Origin of the sequence: Salmonella sp. SAL03688 (assembly GCF_046551895.1) — a bacterium.
Classification (GTDB): Bacteria; Pseudomonadota; Gammaproteobacteria; order Enterobacterales; family Enterobacteriaceae; genus Salmonella; species Salmonella enterica.
The window spans coordinates 108,596-129,944 of the sequence record NZ_JBGDVI010000006.1; the positions used below are offsets into that span (position 1 = coordinate 108,596).

Sequence of the window (21,349 nt, forward strand, 5' to 3'; positions counted from 1 at the left end):
AATAAAACGGTTCTTCGCCAGCACTCCAGAGCAACACACTCCATTTTTCGACGCATCCTTGATCGCCGGATAAATAATCTTGCCTTCGTCAGAAATACTTTGCGTTTCTCAAAGGCTGTCCATAGCGATTCGACAGCGCCTATAGTTTTTAAGGGCTGTAGCAACTTTCGTAGCGAGCCGCAGAATTTTAATTCGTCCACAAGCTGCCTGACTCTGTTGTTGGAATACACATATCAAAAACAGACAGATGTGCAATTTTAATTACAGTCTATTTTATAATAGACTCTAATGCCTTTCATTCATCTATAAAAATCAATGCGTTAAATTAACGCAGATCTAACAGGGTAAGTTCTTTTCTTAATTACCAGTCGACATTCACTGTATGATTATAAAAAGGATGCTGATCCTTTAGCGGCGTCTCATAACCTGGGATGGCATCATAATCATCTTTTCCCTGAACGGAATACCCTCCCGCTTCGATATTAAAACGATGTTTGAGCCATCCCGCAACATGACTTGCGAAAGCTTGTTTCCTTCTTAATGGCCAATCAACAGAAGCCAAATTAACATCTAATAAGTACCGCCCTTCTTTATTAACCTCGATCATTCCAACCTGCAGTAACGCCCGTACCACCTGGGATTGGTTATCATGAATCCAGACCCAGGCATTTCCAAATTCCATTGCATAGCTATCATTTAGAAAATCTTTTTTGAGTATAATTCATTTACATAATCATTGATAGAATCAGCATAATTTTTTACTTTAGATGCAGATAAATCAAAAAAAGATTCAAATCCGAAAGTATTATCATTAATACAAGTCAGTAACGCGCCCGGTTCCGAGAGCTGGGTCCATGATTGTAAACTCTCTACAGCTATAATGAATTTGAAAGTATTTCTTCCAATGATACCCCGGTCAATTAAAGTTAAAATATCGTGAGCTACGGTAGGAATATCTTCTACAAATGGGACAATTATTCCCGCACCACTTATTTCGCTTGATTTAAAATCAAACCCTGGGGTGCTTTCAATGTTTTCCGGAATACCATACTCTTTAATATGATTAAGGAAACTTTTAATATCGCCACGATATGGCCATCGCCATTCGCGTTCATGTGTCCAGTCAATCTTACCTGGAACATAAGTAACATATCTATATTGTTCAATCAAAGGAAGAGCCGTTTCATCAAGAATACGTTCCCCGTTTCTGCCTTGCGAGCATCGAGCATTGTTATGCTCATCCAACCCATATATGACTGGCCTTGCCCCATAATTAAACATTTGCTCTTTAGGTAAAACGATTGCATATAAACCGATTTTTTCATTTCGTTCTAATCGGCGAACACCAGTTTCTAAATAAGCTGCAATCGGCATATCTGTAAAGCATACCACCGGGGAGTCACCATATACGGTTCGTTGCCCATTTCGGTATGACCAGGACGAGAAAATTTTATGACTGCGTAAAGATAATCGAAGTAAATATTTAGCATCAATGAAACAGGCGTGGTGCTGATTATTAAAACCACAGTGTTCAGGCAAATAAATATGGCTACCGGTCTCTAAATTAACGTCCCGAAAAAAATGAATCAAATAATCGGACAAGTCAAATCTGATGTTATTTTTCATGGGACGCCCTCTTTCAAACGGTCTCTTTTTTGCATTCCTTTAAAACCAGCACTATTATTTTATATAAAAATCATCACGAAGTATGCTTCTTTTAACGATGACATCAAATCCTCCCTCCTTTTGCATCAACTTACGTATCCCTGAAATGGCGAGACCAGGCTAAATCTACCCGAGGTCACTCGCTGAAAACCTCATCCTGGAACAAGCTCAACCGCCCTTCTCCGCCACGGCCCTTTCGCCGAAAAATCGATAATGGGTATAAATATACCGCTATAAGCTATACCCACACACTTCACATTGTTTCTTATCATTAATCCGATACGCTTTTTTCACATTATTTCTGACGGTATACGCCGGTGCAAAGTGAATCGGGCTCGTTTCCGCGCTCGCGCGTAACACAATGATTTACCTTGCTGGCGGAACGTCAACGGACCCGCAAAAGCGCCTTATGCCCCTGGCGGAGCGTGGTGCAAAAAGGAGAAAAAATACGCGTTATGAATAACGAGGAGACCTTTTATCAAGCCATGCGTCGTAAGGGAGTGACCCGACGCAGCTTTCTCAAATTCTGTAGCCTTGCCGCCACATCGCTGGGGCTGGGCGCCGGAATGACGCCAAAGATCGCCTGGGCGCTGGAGAATAAACCGCGGATTCCGGTGGTCTGGATTCATGGACTGGAATGCACCTGCTGTACCGAATCCTTTATCCGTTCCTCGCACCCGCTAGCCAAAGATGTGATCCTCTCGCTGATTTCCCTTGATTATGACGACACCCTGATGGCCGCCGCCGGCGCACAGGCCGAAGAAGTCTTTGACGATATTACCACTCGCTACGCCGGGAAATACATTCTGGCGGTGGAAGGCAATCCGCCGTTAGGAGAGCAAGGAATGTTCTGTATCAGCGGCGGCCGCCCGTTTATTGAAAAACTGAAGAAAGCCGCCGCGGGCGCCAGCGCTATTATCGCCTGGGGAAACTGCGCCTCCTGGGGTTGCGTCCAGGCCGCCCGCCCCAATCCGACCCAGGCAACGCCTATCGATAAAGTGATCACCGACAAGCCGATCGTGAAAGTCCCTGGATGTCCACCAATCCCGGATGTCATGAGCGCCATTATCACCTATATGGTGACGTTTGATCGTCTGCCGGAACTCGATCGCATGGGCCGTCCACTGATGTTCTACGGTCAGCGTATCCACGATAAATGCTACCGTCGCGCCCATTTTGACGCCGGTGAATTTGTCGAGAGCTGGGATGACGCCGCCGCCCGCAAGGGATACTGCCTGTACAAGATGGGCTGTAAAGGGCCAACCACCTATAACGCCTGCTCCTCCACACGCTGGAATGACGGCGTCTCCTTTCCTATCCAGTCCGGTCACGGATGTCTGGGATGTTCAGAAAATGGTTTCTGGGATCGCGGCTCGTTTTATAGCCGCGTGGTGGATATTCCCCAGATGGGTACCCATTCAACCGCCGATACGGTGGGGCTGACCGCGCTGGGCGTGGTCGCGGCGGGCGTTGGCGGTCACGCTGTCGCCAGCGCGCTCAACCAACGTAAACGCCACAAACAACAGTTAGCGCAAGCCGAACAACAGCCGGACAATGAGGATAAACAGGCATGAGTAACCAGTATCAAACCCAGGGTTATACCGTTAACGACGCCGGCCGTCGTCTGATCGTGGACCCGATTACCCGCATCGAAGGGCATATGCGCTGCGAAGTGAACATTGATGAGCAAAACGTCATTACCAATGCCGTTTCCTGCGGCACGATGTTCCGCGGGCTGGAGATCATTCTGCAAGGCCGTGACCCGCGTGACGCCTGGGCGTTTGTTGAACGTATTTGTGGTGTATGTACCGGGGTACATGCTCTGGCATCGGTGTACGCTATCGAAGATGCGATTGGTATCCAGGTGCCGGATAACGCCAATATTATACGTAACATCATGCTGGCTACGTTGTGGTGTCACGATCATCTGGTCCATTTTTATCAGTTAGCCGGTATGGACTGGATTGATGTTCTGAATGCGCTGAAAGCCGATCCGCGCGCCACCTCGCAGTTGGCGCAAAGCCTTTCCGCCTGGCCGATGTCATCGCCGGGCTACTTCTTTGACGTACAAAATCGATTGAAGAAATTTGTCGATGGCGGCCAGCTTGGGATATTCCGTAACGGCTATTGGGGACATCCACAGTACAAACTGTCGCCAGAGGCTAATCTGATGGGTTTTGCCCACTATCTTGAAGCCCTCGACTTCCAGCGAGAGATCGTCAAAATCCATACCATATTTGGCGGTAAGAACCCCCATCCTAACTGGATCGTCGGCGGGATGCCGTGCGCGATCAATCTCGATCAAAGCGGCGCGGTCGGGGCTATCAATATGGAGCGCCTCAACCTGGTGCAGTCGATCATCACCCGCACCGCCGACTTCATTAACAACGTGATGGTTCCGGACGCGCTGGCTATCGGCCAGTTCAATAAAGCATGGAGTCAAATTGGCACCGGTCTGTCGGATAAATGCGTGCTGAGCTACGGCGCATTTCCGGACATTGCCAACGACTTCAGCCAGCAAAGCCTGTTAATGCCGGGCGGCGCGGTGGTCAATGGCGATTTTAAAAATGTCATGCCGGTAGATTTGGCCGATCCGCAGCAGATACAGGAGTTTGTGGATCACGCCTGGTACCGCTATCCGGACGATCGGCTGGGGCGTCATCCTTTTGACGGCATTACCGATCCCTGGTACAACCCCGGTGATGTCAAAGGCAGCGATACGCATATCCAGCAGCTCAACGAGCAGGAACGCTACTCCTGGATTAAAGCGCCGCGCTGGCGGGGTCATGCCATGGAAGTCGGCCCGCTTGCCCGAACGCTTATCGCGTATCACAAAGGGGATGCCGCCACCATAGAGTCGGTAGATCGCATGATGTCCGCCCTTAAACTGCCGCTCTCCGGTATCCAGTCTACGCTTGGCCGTATTTTATGCCGCGCGCACGAAGCGCAATGGGCCGTCGGTAAGCTGCAGTATTTTTTCGACAGGCTTATGACCAACCTGAAAAACGGCGACCTGGCCACCGCCAATACCGAGAAATGGGAACCGGCCAGTTGGCCGCAGCACTGCCGCGGCATCGGTTTTACCGAAGCGCCTCGCGGAGCGTTGGGACACTGGGCGTCAATACGCGATCAGAAGATTGAACTCTATCAGTGCGTGGTTCCCACCACCTGGAACGCCAGCCCGCGCGATCCTAAAAAACAGATCGGCGCCTATGAAGCGGCATTGATGGGAACGCAAATGGCGATTCCCGACCAACCGTTAGAAATCCTGAGGACGCTGCACAGCTTCGACCCCTGCCTCGCCTGCTCAACCCACGTGCTCGGCGACGACGGCAGCGAACTGATTGCCGTCCAGGTACGCTAAGCGTTAAGGAAAAGAACGATGACTGGAAAGCTATCTCCACGCGTCGGGGAGGCGCGTGATACTGCCGTCAGCCACTATGTGTTTGAAGCGCCGGTACGCCTGTGGCACTGGCTAACGGTGGCCTGCATGTTGGTACTGATGGTAACAGGCTACTTTATTGGCCGACCGCTGCCCTCGGTGAGTGGCGAGGCGACCTATCTGTTTTACATGGGCTATATCCGGCTGATCCACTTTGCCGCCGCGATGATCTTTACCGTGTTACTGCTGGGGCGGATTTATTGGGCCTGTGTCGGCAACCGCTATTCGCGAGAGCTGTTTATCGTCCCGGTCTGGCGTCGCAGTTGGTGGCAAGGCGCTTTCTCCGTGGTCCGCTGGTATCTGTTTCTGGAGAAAAAACCGGGGAGCGACATCGGACATAACCCTGTCGCGCAGGCCGCGATGTTCGGCTATTTCCTGTTGTCGGTATTTATGATCCTCACCGGTTTCGCTCTGTTTGGCGAGCATAGCCAGTACGCCATCTTTGCGCCGTTCCGCTATGTGGTTGAATTTTTCTACTGGACCGGCGGCAACTCCATCGATATTCACAGCTGGCACCGACTGGGCATGTGGCTGATCGCCGCCTTCATCGTCGGGCACGTTTACCTTGCTATCCGGGAAGACATTATGTCCGACGATACGGTGATCTCCACCATGATCAATGGCTATCGCAGCCACAAATTCCCCAAACCGCACGACAAGGAGCCCTCATGAATGCGCAACGCGTAGTGGTGATGGGGTTAGGAAACCTGCTGTGGGCCGATGAAGGATTCGGTATCCGGGTCGCGGAGCGTTTGTATGCCCGATATCACTGGCCTGAAGAGGTAGAAATTGTGGACGGCGGTACGCAAGGGCTAAACCTGTTAGGTTATGTTGAGCAAGCCAGCCATCTCCTGCTCCTTGACGCGATCGATTACGGCCTGGCGCCGGGCAGCCTGCGAACCTATGCCGGCGAGAAAATCCCCGCGTATCTCAGCGCCAAAAAAATGAGCCTGCATCAAAACAGTTTTTCCGAAGTTCTGGCGCTGGCCGACATCCGCGGGCATCTGCCCTGTCACATAGCGCTGGTCGGTCTGCAACCGGCGCAACTGGACGACTATGGCGGTAGCCTGAGCGAAATAGCTCGCGACCAGCTACCGGCGGCGGAACAGGCCGCCCTGGCGCAACTGGCCGCCTGGGGGATCGTACCGCAGGCAAACGAGGTCGCACGCTGCCTGAACTATAAATGCCTGTCGATGGAAAATTATGAGGGAGTGCGCATACGTCAGTATCAGACACGTCTGGAGGGCAAAAGAAGTGGCGAATGACACCCCGTTCTCTGCGCTATGGCAACGCCTGTTAACCCGTGGATGGCAACCGGTAGAGGCTTCCACGGTAGACGACTGGATCAAACGGGTTGGAGATGGCGTCATCCTGTTAAGTAGCGATCCGCGGCGTACGCCGGAAGTCAGCGATAACCCGGTGATGATTGCCGAACTCCTGCGTGAGTTCCCGCAGTTTGACTGGCAGGTGGCGGTGGCCGACCTTGAACAAAGCGAAGCTATCGGCGATCGCTTTAATGTACGTCGGTTTCCGGCGACGTTGGTTTTTACAGACGGCGAGCTACGCGGCGCGCTCAGCGGCATTCATCCCTGGGCTGAACTGCTCACGCTGATGCGTTCGATGGTTGACACTCCCGCAGCGCAGGAGACAGTACAATGAGCAACGCCTTTTTTCATCTGCTGGGGCCAGGTACGCAGCCTGATGACGCCAGTTTCTCGATGAATCCCTTACCGCTCACCTGTCAGGTCAATGGCGACCCAAGTATGGCGGCGCTGGAGCGCTGCGCTCACAGCCCGGCGGTGATGGCATTGTTGACCGATCTGCGAGGTCAGCTTGCCCGGCGCATTCCGGAAGTCGGCGACGTGCTGGGATGGGAGTTATCTCCCCTGAATGCCGATGATCTCTCATTCCTCAATACGCTATTGGGCGAAGGCGAAGTCTCGGTACGCATTCAGCATCCGGACGGGAGTGAAAGCGAGATCCAGGAGACCATCTTCTGCGGCCTGTGGCGGGTACGCCATCTGCATAACCGACGTCTGCTGACGGATCGTCTGGAAGCGGGTAGCGCGCCCCTGACATTATGGCAAGCGGCTACCGCCGATACGCTGCCTGACGACTCTCTGCTGCCTCCGCCTGTCGCTGGTCTGATGAATGGACTGCCGCTGGCCCATGAGTTATTGGCGCACGTACGCGATCCGGCGTTGCAACCTCACAGCATCAATTTGACCCAACTGCCGCTCAGCGAGGCCGATCGTCTTTTTCTGGCGCGTTTATGCGGACACGGGAACATCCAGATTCGCATCTCCGGGTATGGCGAAAGCCAAATCAACGCCACAGCATTGCGCCATCTCTGGCATGTGCGCTGTCTGGACGCCCTTAAAGGGCCGTTGCTCGATAGCTATGAGATTTGTCCTTTGCCGGAGCTGGTACTGGCGGCCCCGGAAGATCTGGCCGATTCGCGCCAGCGCCTGGATGAAGTCTGCCGATGGCTGGAGACGCGCTAACGCTCTCAACAGGAACGTCACCGGTGTCCGGTACTGATTAGCTTTTTACTCTCTTTCTGCCTACAGGAGTTAGCATGTGGGATGTCATTGACTTATCGCGCTGGCAGTTTGCGCTGACCGCGCTGTATCACTTTTTATTTGTTCCTCTTACGCTTGGGCTGATTTTTTTGCTGGCCGTCATGGAGACGATCTATGTGGTGACGGGGAAAACCGTCTACCGCGATATGACGCGTTTCTGGGGCAAGCTCTTCGGGATCAATTTTGCTCTCGGTGTGGCTACCGGCCTGACCATGGAGTTTCAGTTCGGGACTAACTGGTCGCTCTATTCCAACTATGTGGGCGATATTTTCGGCGCGCCGCTGGCGATGGAAGCGTTACTGGCCTTTTTTCTCGAATCCACTTTTGTCGGTCTGTTCTTTTTCGGCTGGCAGCGGCTGAATAAATACCAACACCTGCTGGTCACCTGGCTGGTGGCCTTCGGCTCCAATATTTCAGCATTATGGATTCTGAATGCCAATGGCTGGATGCAGTATCCTACCGGCGCTCATTTCAACATCGATACGTTACGGATGGAAATGAGCAGCTTCAGCGATCTGGTCTTTAACCCGGTGAGCCAGGTGAAATTCGTCCATACCGTCATGTCCGGTTATGTCACCGGCGCCATGTTTATTATGTCCATCAGCGCCTGGTATCTGCTACGTGGCCGCGAGCGTGAGGTGGCCTTGCGCTCGTTTGCTATCGGCTCAGTATTCGGCACCCTGGCCATTCTGGGAACCCTGCAACTGGGGGACAGTTCGGCCTACGAAGTCGCCCGAATTCAGCCGGTGAAACTGGCGGCGATGGAAGGCGAATGGCAAACCGAACCCGCGCCCGCGCCGTTTCATCTGATTGCCTGGCCGCAGCAGGAACAGGAGCGTAATGCATTTGCCGTGAAGATCCCTGCTCTGCTGGGTATTCTGGCCACCCATTCGCTGGATACGCCGGTTCCGGGGTTAAAAAACCTGATGGACGACGCTCTGCCGCGCCTGAAGCGTGGCCGGGAGGCCTGGCTACTCATGCAGGAGATAGCGCAAGGCAATCGCTCGCCGCAGGTACTGAATGCGTTTCACGCCGTTGAGGGCGATCTGGGGTACGGCATTCTGCTGGCGAAATATGCCCCGGATATGAACCATGTGACGCCGGAGCAGTATCGTGCGGCCCAGCGTGGCGCTATTCCTCAGGTGGCGCCGGTGTTCTGGAGTTTCCGTATTATGGTCGGCTGCGGTTCGCTGCTGTTAGTGGTGATGTTGATTGCGTTGATACAGACGCTGCGAATGCGTATCGACCAGCATCGCTGGGTATTGCGTATGACGCTGTGGAGCCTGCCGTTACCGTGGATTGCCATTGAAGCCGGTTGGTTTATGACGGAGTTTGGCCGTCAGCCCTGGGCGATTCAGGACATTCTGCCGACCTGGTACGCTCACTCCGCGCTGACGCCGGGCCAGTTGGCCTTCTCAATGGGGCTTATCCTCGGACTTTACACCCTGTTTTTAATCGCGGAAGTCTATCTGATGCAGAAGTACGCGCGTCTTGGGCCGAGCGCCATGCAACATCAACAACAAGCGCAACAACAGGGATAAAGGAGACAATCATGTTGGATTATGAAACGTTGCGGTTCATTTGGTGGCTGCTGATCGGCGTCATCCTGGTGGCATTTATGGTAACTGACGGGTTTGATATGGGTGTCGGTTGCCTGCTCCCGCTGATAGCGCGCAACGATGACGAACGCCGGGTGTTGATCAATAGCGTGGGCGCCCACTGGGAAGGAAACCAGGTATGGTTGATTCTCGCGGGCGGGGCATTATTCGCCGCCTGGCCACGGGTCTATGCCGCCGCGTTTTCCGGTTTTTATGTGGCGATGATCCTGGTGCTGTGTGCCCTCTTCTTTCGCCCGCTGGCCTTTGATTATCGGGGAAAAATCGCCAATGCCCGCTGGCGCGCGCTGTGGGATACCGGTCTGGTTATTGGCAGCCTGGTTCCCCCAGTCGTATTCGGTATCGCGTTCGGCAACCTGTTTTTAGGCGTGCCGTTTGCCTTCACGCCGCAGCTTCATGTTGACTATTTTGGCACCTTTTGGCAGTTACTCTCGCCCTTTGCCCTACTGTGTGGATTATTGAGTCTGTCGTTGGTGATTATGCAAGGAGGCGTCTGGTTACAGTTGAAAACGGAGGGCGTTATTCGTCAACGGGCTCTGTCGGCCACCCGCCACAGCGCGCTGCTGATCGTGATCTGCTTCCTGCTGGCCGGTTACTGGCTGTGGGCCGGCGTTGATGGCTTTGTCTTACTCACGCAGGATGCCAATGGTCCTTCCAACCCACTCTTAAAAGGCGTGGCGATACTCCCTGGCGCATGGATGAACCACTTTATAGGCTCGCCGCTACTGCTCATCATCCCGTTGCTCGGTATGATCCTGCCGATTCTGGCTTTCTATGCCTGCCTTCGCGGTCAGACTATTCGTGGATTTCTGTTCGCTTCCCTGACCCAGGCCTGCGTCATCTTTACCGCCGGAATAACGCTATTTCCTTTTGTGATGCCGTCGAGTGTTAGTCCTCTCTCCAGCCTGACGGTGTGGGACAGCACCTCCAGCCAGATGACGCTCGAAATCATGCTGGTGATTGTGCTGATTTTTCTGCCGATCGTACTGCTCTATACGCTATGGAGCTATTACAAAATGTTGGGGCGTATCAACCTGGAGACCCTCCGCCGCAACGATCATGAACTTTATTAGGGAGCGGAAGCGATGTGGTATTTACTGTGGTTTGTCGGCATTCTGCTGATGTGCTCACTGTCGACACTGGCGCTGGTATGGCTTGAGTCGCGTCAACAATAAAGAGGTAAACCGGGGCCAGCGCCGTCTGACTCCGGTTATTTTTATCTTTTTACGCGCCTGGCGAAGACGTTTCCCCGCCGACAGGACGACATAACATTGATACATGTCGTTATCATAACGTTTACTTTTAGAGGTGCGTCATAATTATGACAAATAGCCGCCTTGCACATATTTCGCATATTTAAGCAATTAATTGCATAATTAGCAATATATCACCTCTTATAGCGGATAGTTAACCACTTCCCATCCAAAATCATAACGAAAATCCAACTGCCTGCCATTTTTGATCTGAGTTAATTGTTTAAAAAAGTGTTAAATTTATCGCTACATGGTGTGATCTACTATGTACCACGGTCAATTAAAGAACATATTACTTTTATCACTAAGGTTTATCATGGATAAGTTATCTTACGCTTCAGATAGCAGCACATCTGCCTGGAATACCTACCTGCAACAAATCGAGCGTGTGGCCCCTTATCTGGGCGAGTTATCCCCCTGGGTGGATACTCTGCGCCACCCAAAACGCGCTCTGATCGTCGATATTCCGGTACAAATGGATGATGGCACTATTCGTCATTTCGAAGGATATCGCGTGCAGCACAACCTCTCCCGAGGTCCGGGTAAAGGCGGTGTTCGCTACCATCCTGACGTTGATCTCAATGAAGTGATGGCCCTGTCAGCATGGATGACCATCAAATGTGCCGCGCTGAACCTGCCATACGGCGGCGCCAAAGGCGGCATCCGCGTCGATCCGTTCTCGCTGTCGGAAGGTGAACTGGAGCGTTTGACCCGCCGCTATACCAGCGAGATCGGCATTATCATCGGGCCGCAGAAAGATATTCCTGCGCCGGATGTCGGCACCAACGGTAAAGTGATGGCCTGGATGATGGATACGTATTCCATGAATCATGGCACGACGGTCACTGGCATCGTCACCGGTAAGCCTATCCATCTTGGCGGTTCGCTGGGCCGTGAAAAAGCGACGGGACGCGGCGTTTTCGTCAGCGGGCTGGAAGCCGCGCGTCGGGCGAATATCGCCGTTGAAGGCGCTCGCGTTGCGGTTCAGGGTTTTGGTAACGTCGGCAGCGAAGCCGCGCGTCTGTTTGCCGGCGCTGGCGCCCGTGTCGTGGCGATTCAGGATCATACCGCGACGCTGTTTAACGCCACCGGTATTGACATGAAGGCGCTCACGGCATGGCAGACAGAACACAAACAGATAGCCGGTTTCCCGGGCGCGGAAACTATCGCCAGCGATGCGTTCTGGCGTCTGGAGATGGATATTCTGATCCCGGCGGCGCTTGAAGGCCAGATAACTCGTCAGCGCGCGGAAGCCCTGACGTGTAAGCTGGTGCTGGAAGGGGCTAACGGCCCGACCTATCCGGATGCTGATGATGTTCTGGCCAGCCGTGGTATCCTTGTGGTGCCTGACGTGGTCTGTAACGCAGGCGGCGTAACCGTCAGCTACTTCGAATGGGTACAAGATATGGCCAGCTTCTTCTGGAGCGAAGAAGAGATCAACGCGCGCATGGACAAAATCATGACCGACGCTATCGTCCATGTCTGGGAGAAAGCGGCTGAGAAATCCTGTTCTCTGCGCACCGCAGCCTATATTGTCGCCTGTGAGCGCATTCTGTTGGCCCGTAAAGATCGCGGTATCTATCCGGGTTAAGGCTACAAGTTATTGCGCTAAAATCCACGTCCCGGCGTGGATTTTTTGTCTGTATCCCCCGTTTTCCACGCGCGCGCCGATAAATTCTGTCTCAATAAAATGTCTGTTTGTTCGCAAAATAGCGGTTCAATCACGCGTATCTGGTCATCGTAGACTAAGGTTTTGTCATGGTAAATGCCGTTGGCTTTGGCTCACCGCTAAGGAGATAACTTGATGATACCCCCAGAGATTCGCCGTTCTGTTCTACTGCAGAAAGCCATAAAACTGGCGCTGGCAGGGACGCTGCTGACGTTTGCATCGTTTTCGGCGACTGCCGCAGACCCGTCTTCCGACACTGAAACTCCGCAGCCGCCGGATATTTTGCTTGGCCCGCTCTTTAATGATGTCCAGAATGCAAAACTCTTCCCCGACCAGAAAACCTTTGCTGACGCCATACCTAATAGCGATCCGCTCATGATTCTTGCGGATTATCGTATGCAGCGGAACCAGTCCGGCTTCGATTTGCGTCATTTTGTTGATGTTAACTTCACCCTGCCGAAAGCGGGTGAAAAATATGTCCCACCTGCCGGGCAGTCATTGCGTGAACATATTGATGGCCTGTGGCCGGTGCTGACCCGTTCAACTAAAAACGTCGAAAAGTGGGACTCGCTCTTGCCGTTGCCTGAATCCTATGTCGTGCCGGGTGGGCGATTCAGAGAGATTTACTACTGGGACAGCTATTTTACGATGCTGGGGCTGGCGGAAAGCGGGCACTGGGATAAAGTGGCGGATATGGTGGCGAACTTTGGTTACGAAATTGACGCCTGGGGGCATATTCCTAACGGCAACCGTACCTACTACCTGAGTCGTTCGCAGCCGCCTTTCTTTGCGTTTATGGTTGAGTTACTGGCGCAACATGAAGGTGACGATGCGCTGAAAGAATACCTGCCGCAACTGCAAAAAGAGTACGCCTACTGGATGGAGGGCGTTGAGACATTGCAGCCAGGGCAACAAAACCAACGCGTCGTCAAACTGGAAGACGGTAGCGTTCTCAACCGCTACTGGGACGATCGGGATACGCCCCGCCCTGAATCCTGGGTTGAAGATATCGCTACCGCCAAAAGCAACCCCAACCGCCCGGCAACGGAGATCTATCGGGACCTCCGCTCTGCCGCCGCCTCCGGCTGGGATTTCAGCTCCCGCTGGATGGATAATCCGCAGCAGCTCAGTACCATTCGTACCACCACGATTGTCCCTGTCGATCTTAACGCTCTGCTGTATCAGCTGGAGAAAACCCTCGCCCGCGCCAGCGCTGCGGCGGGCGATCGGGCCAAAGCCTCGCAATATGACGCGCTGGCCAACGCGCGGCAAAAAGCCATTGAAATGCATCTGTGGAATAACAAAGAGGGTTGGTATGCCGACTACGATCTGCAGAACAATAAAATCCGTGACCAACTCACCGCTGCCGCGCTGTTCCCGCTCTATGTAAACGCCGCCGCGAAAGATCGCGCCGCGAAAGTGGCAGCGGCGGCCCAGGCGCATCTGCTACAGCCTGGCGGGCTGGCTACCACCTCGGTTAAAAGCGGACAGCAGTGGGATGCGCCAAATGGCTGGGCGCCGTTACAATGGGTCGCTGCCGAAGGATTGCAAAATTATGGGCAGGATGACGTGGCAATGGAAGTCACCTGGCGCTTTTTAACCAATGTGCAGCACACCTACGATCGCGAGAAAAAACTGGTCGAAAAATATGACGTCAGCAGTACCGGAACCGGCGGTGGCGGCGGCGAATATCCCCTTCAGGACGGCTTTGGCTGGACCAACGGCGTGACGCTGAAAATGCTCGATCTGATTTGTTCGCAGGAAAAACCGTGCGATAGCGTACCGTCTACTCGTCCGGCATCGTTAAGCGCAACGCCGACAAAAACGCCGTCTGCAGCGACGCAGTAACGCGTGTTTATAGTAGGTTGACCCGGCGCTGACCGGGTCAACGCTTAAACGTTTTGCAGCGGTTAACCGCGTCGCAGAAGGCGGAAAATCACCAGCACCACGATCGCGCCCACCACGGCGACCAGGAAACTGTGCAGATTAAAGCCGCTGATACTGCCGCCAATACCAAACATCGTCGCCAGCCATCCGCCAACGACCGCCCCGACGATACCGAGAATACAGGTCAGGATAAATCCCCCGCCATCGCGCCCCGGCATAAGCAATTTGGCGATAACGCCGGCAATCAAACCAAAAACAATCCAGGCGATAATTCCCATTTGCGAACCCTCTTTCCAGTAAAAACGTTTTAAGTATAGGCAAAGTCGAGCGTCGCATTTCTGAACACTGATTTATCTCGCGGACATAAAAATTTATTTATCGCTATTAAGTTCTTTCTACCGATGCCGATAACCCAACGATAGTCTGCGTATCAGGGGTTATTTCGTGTGAGTGGTTACAATGAGCAGTTCCTGAAAAAAAATCCATTAGCGATATTAGGCGTGCTACGGGATTTAAATAAAAATCAGGTTCCACTGCGTATTTCATGGGCGCATGGTCAATTCATTAGTAAAATTTTGGCGGTAGACCCGGAAAAACTCATCGTGGATTACGGCAGCCAGGAATACGAAAATAGCGCCGTATTACGTGCCGGGCAGGTAGCCATTATCGCAGAAACGCAGGGCGCAAAAGTCGAGTTCACGTTGCCGCAACTCGTTACAGGCGAATATCAGCGGCTGCCGGCCTTTATCACGCCCCTGCCGTCGTCACTGTGGTTTGTCCAGCGCCGGGAGTATTTTCGCATTGGCGCGCCGCTGTATCCGCCTTATTACGGCGTCACCACGCTACCGGACACCCGTACGTTACGTTTTCGCCTGTTTGATCTTTCCCTGGGCGGCATGGGCGCGCTACTGGAATCCGCCATCCCCGACGGGCTAACAGAAGGCGCGCGCTTTTCGCAGGTTGAACTGAACATGGGGCAATGGGGGATTTTTCACGTTGACGCCCAGCTTATCGCCATCAGCGAGCGTAAGGTGATTGATGGGAAAAATGAAACGATCACCACTCCCCGCCTGAGCTTTCGTTTCCTTAACGTTAGCCCGGCGGTGGAGCGGGAGTTGCAGCGGATTATTTTTTCGCTTGAGCGCGAGGCCCGAGAAAGAGCGAATAAAGTGCGAGAATAATCTTCACGCTAAACTACATGGCGTCCAGCGCCTGCTGAAGCTTCCAGATATAGCGCGGCGCCTGCGGCGCGGGATGATTATCAACAACATGCTCAAAAAACTCGTCCGCATCCAGATCGTTAATTTTTTCTATCGCCTTCTTCCTGTCGGATGAAAAAGTACGCAATAACGCGCCTGCGCCGTTAGCATAAGAGACGACCAGCGCATATTGCATCACCTGCGGATCTTTGATGCCGGCCAGCGGCCCATTTTCCAGAATGCTCAGATACGCCGCGCCCATTGAGATGTTACGCTCAGGGTTTTTCAGCTCGCTGGTGGTCGGTTCGCCACGCCAGCCCATACGACGGTAAACGTCGCGCCCGGAGGTCGACGCCTTTAACTGCATCAGGCCAATCGCATTGGACTTACTGACCGCGTTAGGGTTGCCGCCGGATTCAATGGCGATAATCGCGGTGATTAAATGCGGATCAACCCCCCATGCCGCCCCGGCTTTTTCACTGATGGGCATCCACTGCATCGCACGCTTTACAGGCACTTCGGCATTCCACGGTGGATTCCTGTAATCCTGTTTTGAGCTACAGCCAGCCAGTATTACTACCAAAAAAGCAAACCATCTTAATTTCACGTCATCTATCCTTATAGCCGTAACTTATCTGCCGAAGAGGTCATACCGCCCCGGCCAGGTACTTAGGTTGCCTCCCTGGTACGCATCCAGAAACGTCGCACAACGAGGGACATCGCCTAATATATGCGGCATGATATACATTTGCATTCTATTGTCAGCAAGGAATTACCATGTCTCTGTTTCATTTAATCGCCCCCTCGGGCTACTGTATTAACCAACAGGCCGCGTTACGCGGCGTTCAGCGCCTGACTGACGCGGGTCATCAGGTGGAGAATGACGAGGTGATTCGTCGCCGCTATCAGCGTTTTGCCGGTACGGACGCGGAACGGCTGGCCGATGTTAATTCGCTGGCCTCGCTAACTTCGCCGGATACGATCGTCATGCCGGTTCGCGGCGGCTATGGCGCCAGCCGCTTGCTGGATCGTATCGACTGGCAGGCGCTCGCCTCCCGGCAACAGCGCGATCCCTTACTGATTTGCGGTCATAGCGATTTTACGGCGATTCAGGCTGGACTCCTGGCGCAGGCCAATGTCATCACCTTTAGCGGTCCTATGCTGGCGGCAAATTTTGGCGCCGAAACGCTGAATACGTTCACCGAGCAACATTTCTGGCTGGCGCTACGCAAGGCGCAATTTACCGTAGAGTGGCAAGGCGACGGCCCTCAGTGCGACGTACAGGGCACCTTATGGGGCGGAAATCTGGCGATGTTGATTTCCCTTATCGGTACGCCCTGGATGCCGACTATCGATAAAGGAATTTTAGTGCTGGAAGATGTCAATGAGCATCCTTTCCGGGTGGAGCGTATGCTTTTGCAACTGGAGTACGCCGGAATTCTAAACCGTCAGAGCGCCATCGTTCTCGGCAGCTTTAGCGGCGCGGCGCCCAACGAGTATGACGCCGGCTATTCTCTGGAGAGCGTCTACGCGTTTTTACGTTCCCGTCTGTCCGTTCCGCTGATTACCGGTCTCGACTTCGGGCATGAACAGCGTACGGTAACGCTCCCTATCGGGGCAAACGCGACGCTTAAAAATACGCGCCAGGGGACTCAACTCACTTTATCTGGACATCCTACGCTGCAATTGTAAAAAAAGTCCCCGACAGGCTAAGTAAAACGCTGCCCTGGCCGTTATTATGTTAATGTTAAATAATACGAAGTCGTGTGAGTCAGGAGATATAAAACGTTGGATGCTGCAACAATTATTAGTCTATTTATTTTAGGTTCCATCCTTGTAACCAGCAGTATCCTGTTAAGTTCATTCTCATCGCGACTGGGTATCCCGATTCTGGTCATTTTCCTCGCCATTGGGATGTTAGCGGGTGTGGATGGCATTGGCGGTATTCCTTTCGATAATTATCCTTTCGCTTATATGGTCAGTAACCTGGCGCTGGCGATTATTTTACTCGATGGCGGCATGCGCACCCAGGCCAGCTCTTTCCGGGTAGCGCTGGGCCCCGCGCTGTCGCTGGCGACGCTCGGCGTACTGATCACGTCGGGGTTAACAGGTATGATGGCCGCCTGGCTGTTTCATCTGGATCTTATCGAAGGTCTGCTTATCGGCGCGATAGTCGGTTCCACTGACGCCGCAGCGGTCTTTTCTCTGCTTGGCGGCAAAGGGCTAAACGAACGTGTAGGCTCCACGCTGGAGATCGAATCGGGAAGTAACGACCCGATGGCCGTTTTTCTGACCATTACATTAATTGAGATGATCCAGAAACATGAAACCGGCCTGGACTGGATGTTTGCCGTCCATATTATCCAGCAGTTCGGTCTTGGTATTGTTTTTGGCCTGGGCGGCGGTTACCTGCTACAGCAGATGATCAACCGTATTTCTCTGCCCAGCGGCCTGTATCCGATGCTGGCGCTCAGCGGCGGTATTCTGATTTTTGCCTTGACGACCGCGCTTGAAGGCAGCGGCATTCTCGCGGTCTATCTGTGCGGATTCCTGTTAGGAAACCGCCCGATTCGCAACCGTTACGGCATCCTGCAAAACTTTGACGGACTGGCCTGGCTGGCGCAGATCGCGATGTTCCTGGTCCTGGGGCTGCTGGTGACGCCTTCCGATCTGTGGCCGATTGCCGTCCCTGCGCTTATTCTCTCTATCTGGATGATTTTCTTCGCCCGCCCGCTGTCGGTGTTTACCGGCCTGCTGCCATTTCGCGGCTTCAATCTTCGGGAGCGCATTTTCATCAGTTGGGTCGGACTGCGCGGTGCGGTGCCGATTATTCTCGCCGTTTTCCCGATGATGGCCGGGCTTGAAAACGCTCGCCTGTTCTTTAATGTCGCTTTCTTTGTGGTACTGGTGTCGCTGCTCCTGCAGGGAACATCGCTGTCATGGGCGGCGAAAAGAGCCAAAGTGGTCGTGCCTCCGGTTGGCTGGCCAGTATCGCGCGTGGGGCTTGACATCCATCCTGATAATCCGTGGGAGCAATTCATCTATCAGTTGAGCGCCGACAAATGGTGCGTCGGCGCGGCGTTGCGCGACCTGCATATGCCGAACGAAACCCGCATTGCCGCGCTATTTCGCAATAATGAACTGTTTCACCCCACGGGTAGCACTCGCCTGCAGGAAGGCGACGTACTCTGCGTGATTGGCCGGGAGCGCGATCTGCCAGCGCTGGGCAAATTGTTTAGCCAGTCGCCGCCGGTTTCGTTAGATCAGCGTTTCTTTGGCGATTTTATCCTCGAAGCGAATGCGAAATTCGCCGACGTGGCGCTTATCTACGGGCTGGAAGAAGGAACGGAATACCGGGATAAACAACAAACTCTGGGTGAAATCATACAGCAGCTGCTGGGTGCTGCGCCGGTCGTTGGCGATCAGGTGGAGTTTGGCGGCATGATTTGGACGGTAGCTGAAAAAGAAGATAACGTGGTACGCAAGATTGGGGTACGCGTCGCCGAAGACGAAGCAGAATAAGGTCGCCGGACAACGTCGACCCGCCCCCGGTGGACCGGTCGACGCCTTAGCCTGAGTTAGGTTACGTTGTCACAAACGGCACGCGCGGCGCTACGGCGCACAGTAGCTCATAGCCCAGCGTGCCTGCCGCAGAGGCGACATCATCGACCTTAATTTCTTTGCCCCATAATTCAACCGGCGTGCCGATTCCCGCCTGCGGACACGGCGTCAAATCCACCGCCAGCATATCCATTGAAACGGTGCCTACTGTTCTGGTACGGATACCGTCCACCAGCACAGGCGTCCCGGTCGGCGCATGGCGTGGATAGCCATCGGCATAACCCGCCGCGACGATGCCAATGCGTTGTTCCTGAGTCACAGAATACCCTCCGCCATAGCCTACTCTTTCACCCGCGCTCAGCGTCTGCACGCCAATAATTTCGCTACTCAGCGTCATCACGGGTTTTAGCCCGGTATCGGCAATATCCCGCCATTGTCCTGACGGCGACGCGCCGTACAAAATAATGCCCGGCCTGACCCAGTCATAATGCGCCTGGGGATGCCACAGCGTCGCTGCCGAATTTGATAACGAGTATGAACATTGAAGGCCTTCCGTCGCCAGCGCAATACGCCTCATCGCCTCCCCGATACCTTCCGGATGATCGGCCTGAGCAAAATGTGACATCAGGGTCATTTCACCGACATTGCGCATTGCCCGCAATTGCTGCCAGACGGTCTGCGCCCGCTCAGGCTGAAAACCGAGTCGGTTCATGCCGCTGTTGACTTTGACATAGATATCCAGCGGCGCGTTAAGCCGCGCATTTTGCAGCGCTTTCAACTGCCAGTTACTGTGGATGCAGGTGGTCAGCCGATAAGTGTCATACGCCTCCAGGTCTTGCGCATGGAAAAACCCCTCCAGCATTAATATCGGCCCTTTCCACCCGCGCTCACGCAGGGTAATCGCCTCTTCAAGGTTGAGCATAGCGAAACCATCTGTGGCGCCCAGCGCGCTCCAGACGCGTTCAATACCGTGGCCGTAGGCGTTGGCTTTCACTACCGACCAGACGCGCGCCTCTGGGGCCGCCCGGCGCACAATAGCCAAATTTTGTTTCATTACCTGTAAATCAAGGCTGGCCTGTATAGGGCGGGTCATTTCACTTCCTTTATCAGTTATGCGCGCTATGCAAACGTTGCGGGCGGGTGGGCGTAAAATCGGAACGGTATCGCGCCACGCTCAGATCGTCGTAGGGTATCGCTGGCGTACGACCCGACAAGATATCGCTTAACAACTGGCCTGAACCGCAGGCCATCGTCCAGCCTAAGGTACCGTGTCCAGTATTAAGCCACAGATTTTTATAACGGGTGCGTCCTACTACCGGCGTGCCGTCCGGCGTCATGGGGCGCAGGCCGGTCCAGAATGTGGCCTGCTCAATATGACCGCCGCGCGGAAAAAGATCGCGCACAACCATCTCCAGCGTCTCGCGGCGTGGTTGCAGTAAGTCGGTATTAAAGCCCACGATTTCCGCCATTCCCCCCACGCGAATACGCTTATCAAAACGCGTAATAGCGATTTTGTAGGTTTCATCAAGAATCGTCGATACCGGCGCGCCGTCTGGCTCGACGATTGGGATGGTTAATGAATAGCCTTTCAGCGGATACACCGGGATATCAACAATGCCTTTAAGCATCGCCGTCGAATACGATCCAAACGCCATGACATACGCATCTGCTTTAATGATCTCATCGGCGCATTTCACGCCGTAAATCTGATCATTTTCGTACAGTAATTTTTCCACGGGAGTATTAAAGCGAAAGGTTACGCCCGCCTGCTCCGCCATGCGCGCCAGACGCTGGGTAAAGAGCTGACAGTCCCCGGTTTCATCATTCGGTAAGCGCAGTCCGCCGGTTAATTTATGCGCAACCTCAGCCAGAGCGGGTTCAACTTCCGCCAGTCGGCTGGCTTCCAGGAGCTGATACGGCACCCCGGCATCTTCCAGCACGGCGATATCACGGGTGGCGTTCTCATACTGTTGCGCGGTGCGGAAGAGTTGCAGCGTTCCCCCCTGGCGGCCTTCATATTCGATACCGGTCGCGGCGCGTAGCGTTTTCAGACAGTCGCGACTATATTCCGCCAGACGCACCATGCGGCCTTTATTTTCCATATAATGCCGGGTATCGCAGTTACGCAGCATTTGCCACATCCACTTCAGTTGAAACGGGGTGCCATCCAGACGCACCGCCAGCGGCGCATGGCGCTGGAACATCCATTTTATCGCCTTCAGCGGTACGCCAGGGGCCGCCCAGGGCGCCGCATATCCCGGTGAAATTTGTCCGGCATTCGCCGCGCTGGTTTCTTGCGCCGGGCCGGATTCGCGATCGATGACGGTGACATCATGCCCCGCCTGACTCAAATACCAGGCGCTGGTCACGCCAACTACGCCACTCCCCAGGATGACAACTCGCATAGCCACTCCGTTAATAGTAAAAGAACAATCTTCTGATTACATCTTGATAACCCAGATGAAAATATTATTC

The 21,349-nt window shown here is 53.7% G+C and carries 18 protein-coding genes and 1 pseudogene; 14 read left to right on the forward strand and 5 right to left on the reverse strand.

The window, feature by feature from the left end; all coding sequences use genetic code 11:
• Positions 1 to 361: 361 nt before the first annotated feature.
• Positions 362 to 1,626 (reverse strand): annotated as a pseudogene (locus ACLJR2_RS08340) (DUF4427 domain-containing protein).
• A gap of 494 nt (positions 1,627 to 2,120) precedes the next feature.
• On the opposite strand from ACLJR2_RS08340, the gene hyaA reads away from it, so the two are divergent.
• From hyaA to ACLJR2_RS08395, 11 genes are all read left to right on the forward strand, one after another.
• A complete protein-coding gene (gene hyaA, locus ACLJR2_RS08345; RefSeq protein WP_001058307.1) occupies positions 2,121 to 3,239 on the forward strand; it encodes a hydrogenase 1 small subunit in 1,119 nt (372 codons plus the stop codon).
• A complete protein-coding gene (hyaB, locus tag ACLJR2_RS08350) occupies positions 3,236 to 5,029 on the forward strand; it encodes a Ni/Fe-hydrogenase large subunit (protein ID WP_000070982.1) in 1,794 nt (597 codons plus the stop codon). The genes hyaA and hyaB overlap by 4 nt, the downstream gene beginning before the upstream one ends.
• Before the next feature lie 18 nt (positions 5,030 to 5,047).
• Positions 5,048 to 5,779 (forward strand): Ni/Fe-hydrogenase b-type cytochrome subunit, encoded by a 732-nt coding sequence (hyaC, locus tag ACLJR2_RS08355; RefSeq protein ID WP_000147031.1) that lies wholly within the window; start codon positions 5,048 to 5,050, stop codon positions 5,777 to 5,779.
• Positions 5,776 to 6,372 (forward strand): hydrogenase 1 maturation protease, encoded by a 597-nt coding sequence (gene hyaD, locus ACLJR2_RS08360; RefSeq protein ID WP_000993806.1) that lies wholly within the window; start codon positions 5,776 to 5,778, stop codon positions 6,370 to 6,372. Before hyaC ends, hyaD begins: the two co-directional genes overlap by 4 nt.
• Positions 6,362 to 6,766, forward strand: coding sequence for a hydrogenase-1 operon protein HyaE (gene hyaE / locus ACLJR2_RS08365; protein WP_001262580.1), 405 nt, complete (start codon positions 6,362 to 6,364; stop codon positions 6,764 to 6,766). Before hyaD ends, hyaE begins: the two co-directional genes overlap by 11 nt.
• Positions 6,763 to 7,611, forward strand: coding sequence for a hydrogenase expression/formation protein (locus ACLJR2_RS08370; protein WP_000063377.1), 849 nt, complete (start codon positions 6,763 to 6,765; stop codon positions 7,609 to 7,611). Before hyaE ends, ACLJR2_RS08370 begins: the two co-directional genes overlap by 4 nt.
• A gap of 74 nt (positions 7,612 to 7,685) precedes the next feature.
• Positions 7,686 to 9,230, forward strand: coding sequence for a cytochrome bd-II oxidase subunit 1 (appC, locus tag ACLJR2_RS08375; RefSeq protein ID WP_000263617.1), 1,545 nt, complete (start codon positions 7,686 to 7,688; stop codon positions 9,228 to 9,230).
• An 11-nt stretch (positions 9,231 to 9,241) separates the two neighbouring features.
• The gene (gene appB, locus ACLJR2_RS08380; protein ID WP_000888108.1) at positions 9,242 to 10,378 is read left to right on the forward strand and encodes a cytochrome d ubiquinol oxidase subunit II; all 1,137 of its coding nucleotides are present in this window, start codon (positions 9,242 to 9,244) and stop codon (positions 10,376 to 10,378) included.
• A gap of 12 nt (positions 10,379 to 10,390) precedes the next feature.
• Positions 10,391 to 10,480 carry a cytochrome bd-II oxidase subunit CbdX gene (cbdX, locus tag ACLJR2_RS08385; protein WP_000270301.1) on the forward strand — a complete coding sequence of 30 codons (90 nt, stop codon included), beginning with the start codon at positions 10,391 to 10,393 and terminating at the stop codon, positions 10,478 to 10,480.
• A gap of 394 nt (positions 10,481 to 10,874) precedes the next feature.
• Positions 10,875 to 12,149 carry a Glu/Leu/Phe/Val family dehydrogenase gene (locus ACLJR2_RS08390; protein ID WP_001534310.1) on the forward strand — a complete coding sequence of 425 codons (1,275 nt, stop codon included), beginning with the start codon at positions 10,875 to 10,877 and terminating at the stop codon, positions 12,147 to 12,149.
• 213 nt (positions 12,150 to 12,362) lie between these two features.
• Positions 12,363 to 14,075, forward strand: coding sequence for an alpha,alpha-trehalase (locus ACLJR2_RS08395; protein ID WP_000612830.1), 1,713 nt, complete (start codon positions 12,363 to 12,365; stop codon positions 14,073 to 14,075).
• 62 nt (positions 14,076 to 14,137) lie between these two features.
• On the opposite strand, the gene ACLJR2_RS08400 is transcribed toward ACLJR2_RS08395, so the two are convergent.
• Positions 14,138 to 14,392: a GlsB/YeaQ/YmgE family stress response membrane protein gene (locus ACLJR2_RS08400; RefSeq protein WP_000511323.1), complete on the reverse strand. Its 255-nt coding sequence runs from the start codon at positions 14,390 to 14,392 to the stop codon at positions 14,138 to 14,140.
• 168 nt (positions 14,393 to 14,560) lie between these two features.
• Between ACLJR2_RS08400 and ycgR the strand changes: the two genes are divergently transcribed.
• On the forward strand, positions 14,561 to 15,295 hold the full coding sequence (gene ycgR, locus ACLJR2_RS08405) for a flagellar brake protein YcgR (protein WP_000017423.1): 735 nt from the start codon (positions 14,561 to 14,563) through the stop codon (positions 15,293 to 15,295).
• Between the two features lie 13 nt (positions 15,296 to 15,308).
• Here the strand turns inward: ycgR and emtA are convergent, their stop codons facing one another.
• Positions 15,309 to 15,920, reverse strand: a complete 612-nt coding sequence (gene emtA / locus ACLJR2_RS08410; RefSeq protein ID WP_000776974.1) for a membrane-bound lytic murein transglycosylase EmtA — start codon at positions 15,918 to 15,920, stop codon at positions 15,309 to 15,311.
• A 170-nt stretch (positions 15,921 to 16,090) separates the two neighbouring features.
• On the opposite strand from emtA, the gene ldcA reads away from it, so the two are divergent.
• Positions 16,091 to 17,005 (forward strand): muramoyltetrapeptide carboxypeptidase, encoded by a 915-nt coding sequence (ldcA, locus tag ACLJR2_RS08415; RefSeq protein ID WP_000051613.1) that lies wholly within the window; start codon positions 16,091 to 16,093, stop codon positions 17,003 to 17,005.
• A gap of 96 nt (positions 17,006 to 17,101) precedes the next feature.
• On the forward strand, positions 17,102 to 18,835 hold the full coding sequence (locus ACLJR2_RS08420; RefSeq protein ID WP_000338376.1) for a potassium/proton antiporter: 1,734 nt from the start codon (positions 17,102 to 17,104) through the stop codon (positions 18,833 to 18,835).
• Between the two features lie 61 nt (positions 18,836 to 18,896).
• Here ACLJR2_RS08420 and dadX read toward each other — a convergent pair whose 3' ends face one another.
• Both dadX and ACLJR2_RS08430 read right to left on the reverse strand, forming a co-directional pair.
• The gene (gene dadX, locus ACLJR2_RS08425) at positions 18,897 to 19,967 is read right to left on the reverse strand and encodes a catabolic alanine racemase DadX (RefSeq protein WP_000197909.1); all 1,071 of its coding nucleotides are present in this window, start codon (positions 19,965 to 19,967) and stop codon (positions 18,897 to 18,899) included.
• Between the two features lie 13 nt (positions 19,968 to 19,980).
• Complete coding sequence (locus ACLJR2_RS08430; protein ID WP_001266935.1) at positions 19,981 to 21,279, reverse strand: D-amino acid dehydrogenase; 1,299 nt, start codon at positions 21,277 to 21,279, stop codon at positions 19,981 to 19,983.
• Positions 21,280 to 21,349 lie beyond the last annotated feature (70 nt).

Excerpts from the sequence above, each read along its gene's own strand:
- hyaA (WP_001058307.1), top strand. The coding sequence starts at position 2,121 with ATGAATAACGAGGAGACCTTTTATCAAGCCATGCGTCGTAAGGGAGTG.
- hyaB (WP_000070982.1), top strand. The coding sequence starts at position 3,236 with ATGAGTAACCAGTATCAAACCCAGGGTTATACCGTTAACGACGCCGGC.
- hyaC (WP_000147031.1), top strand. The coding sequence starts at position 5,048 with ATGACTGGAAAGCTATCTCCACGCGTCGGGGAGGCGCGTGATACTGCC.
- hyaD (WP_000993806.1), top strand. The coding sequence starts at position 5,776 with ATGAATGCGCAACGCGTAGTGGTGATGGGGTTAGGAAACCTGCTGTGG.
- ACLJR2_RS08370 (WP_000063377.1), top strand. The coding sequence starts at position 6,763 with ATGAGCAACGCCTTTTTTCATCTGCTGGGGCCAGGTACGCAGCCTGAT.
- appC (WP_000263617.1), top strand. The coding sequence starts at position 7,686 with ATGTGGGATGTCATTGACTTATCGCGCTGGCAGTTTGCGCTGACCGCG.
- appB (WP_000888108.1), top strand. The coding sequence starts at position 9,242 with ATGTTGGATTATGAAACGTTGCGGTTCATTTGGTGGCTGCTGATCGGC.
- cbdX (WP_000270301.1), top strand. The coding sequence starts at position 10,391 with ATGTGGTATTTACTGTGGTTTGTCGGCATTCTGCTGATGTGCTCACTG.
- ACLJR2_RS08390 (WP_001534310.1), top strand. The coding sequence starts at position 10,875 with ATGGATAAGTTATCTTACGCTTCAGATAGCAGCACATCTGCCTGGAAT.
- ACLJR2_RS08395 (WP_000612830.1), top strand. The coding sequence starts at position 12,363 with ATGATACCCCCAGAGATTCGCCGTTCTGTTCTACTGCAGAAAGCCATA.
- ACLJR2_RS08400 (WP_000511323.1), bottom strand. The coding sequence starts at position 14,392 with ATGGGAATTATCGCCTGGATTGTTTTTGGTTTGATTGCCGGCGTTATC.
- ldcA (WP_000051613.1), top strand. The coding sequence starts at position 16,091 with ATGTCTCTGTTTCATTTAATCGCCCCCTCGGGCTACTGTATTAACCAA.
- dadX (WP_000197909.1), bottom strand. The coding sequence starts at position 19,967 with ATGACCCGCCCTATACAGGCCAGCCTTGATTTACAGGTAATGAAACAA.
- ACLJR2_RS08430 (WP_001266935.1), bottom strand. The coding sequence starts at position 21,279 with ATGCGAGTTGTCATCCTGGGGAGTGGCGTAGTTGGCGTGACCAGCGCC.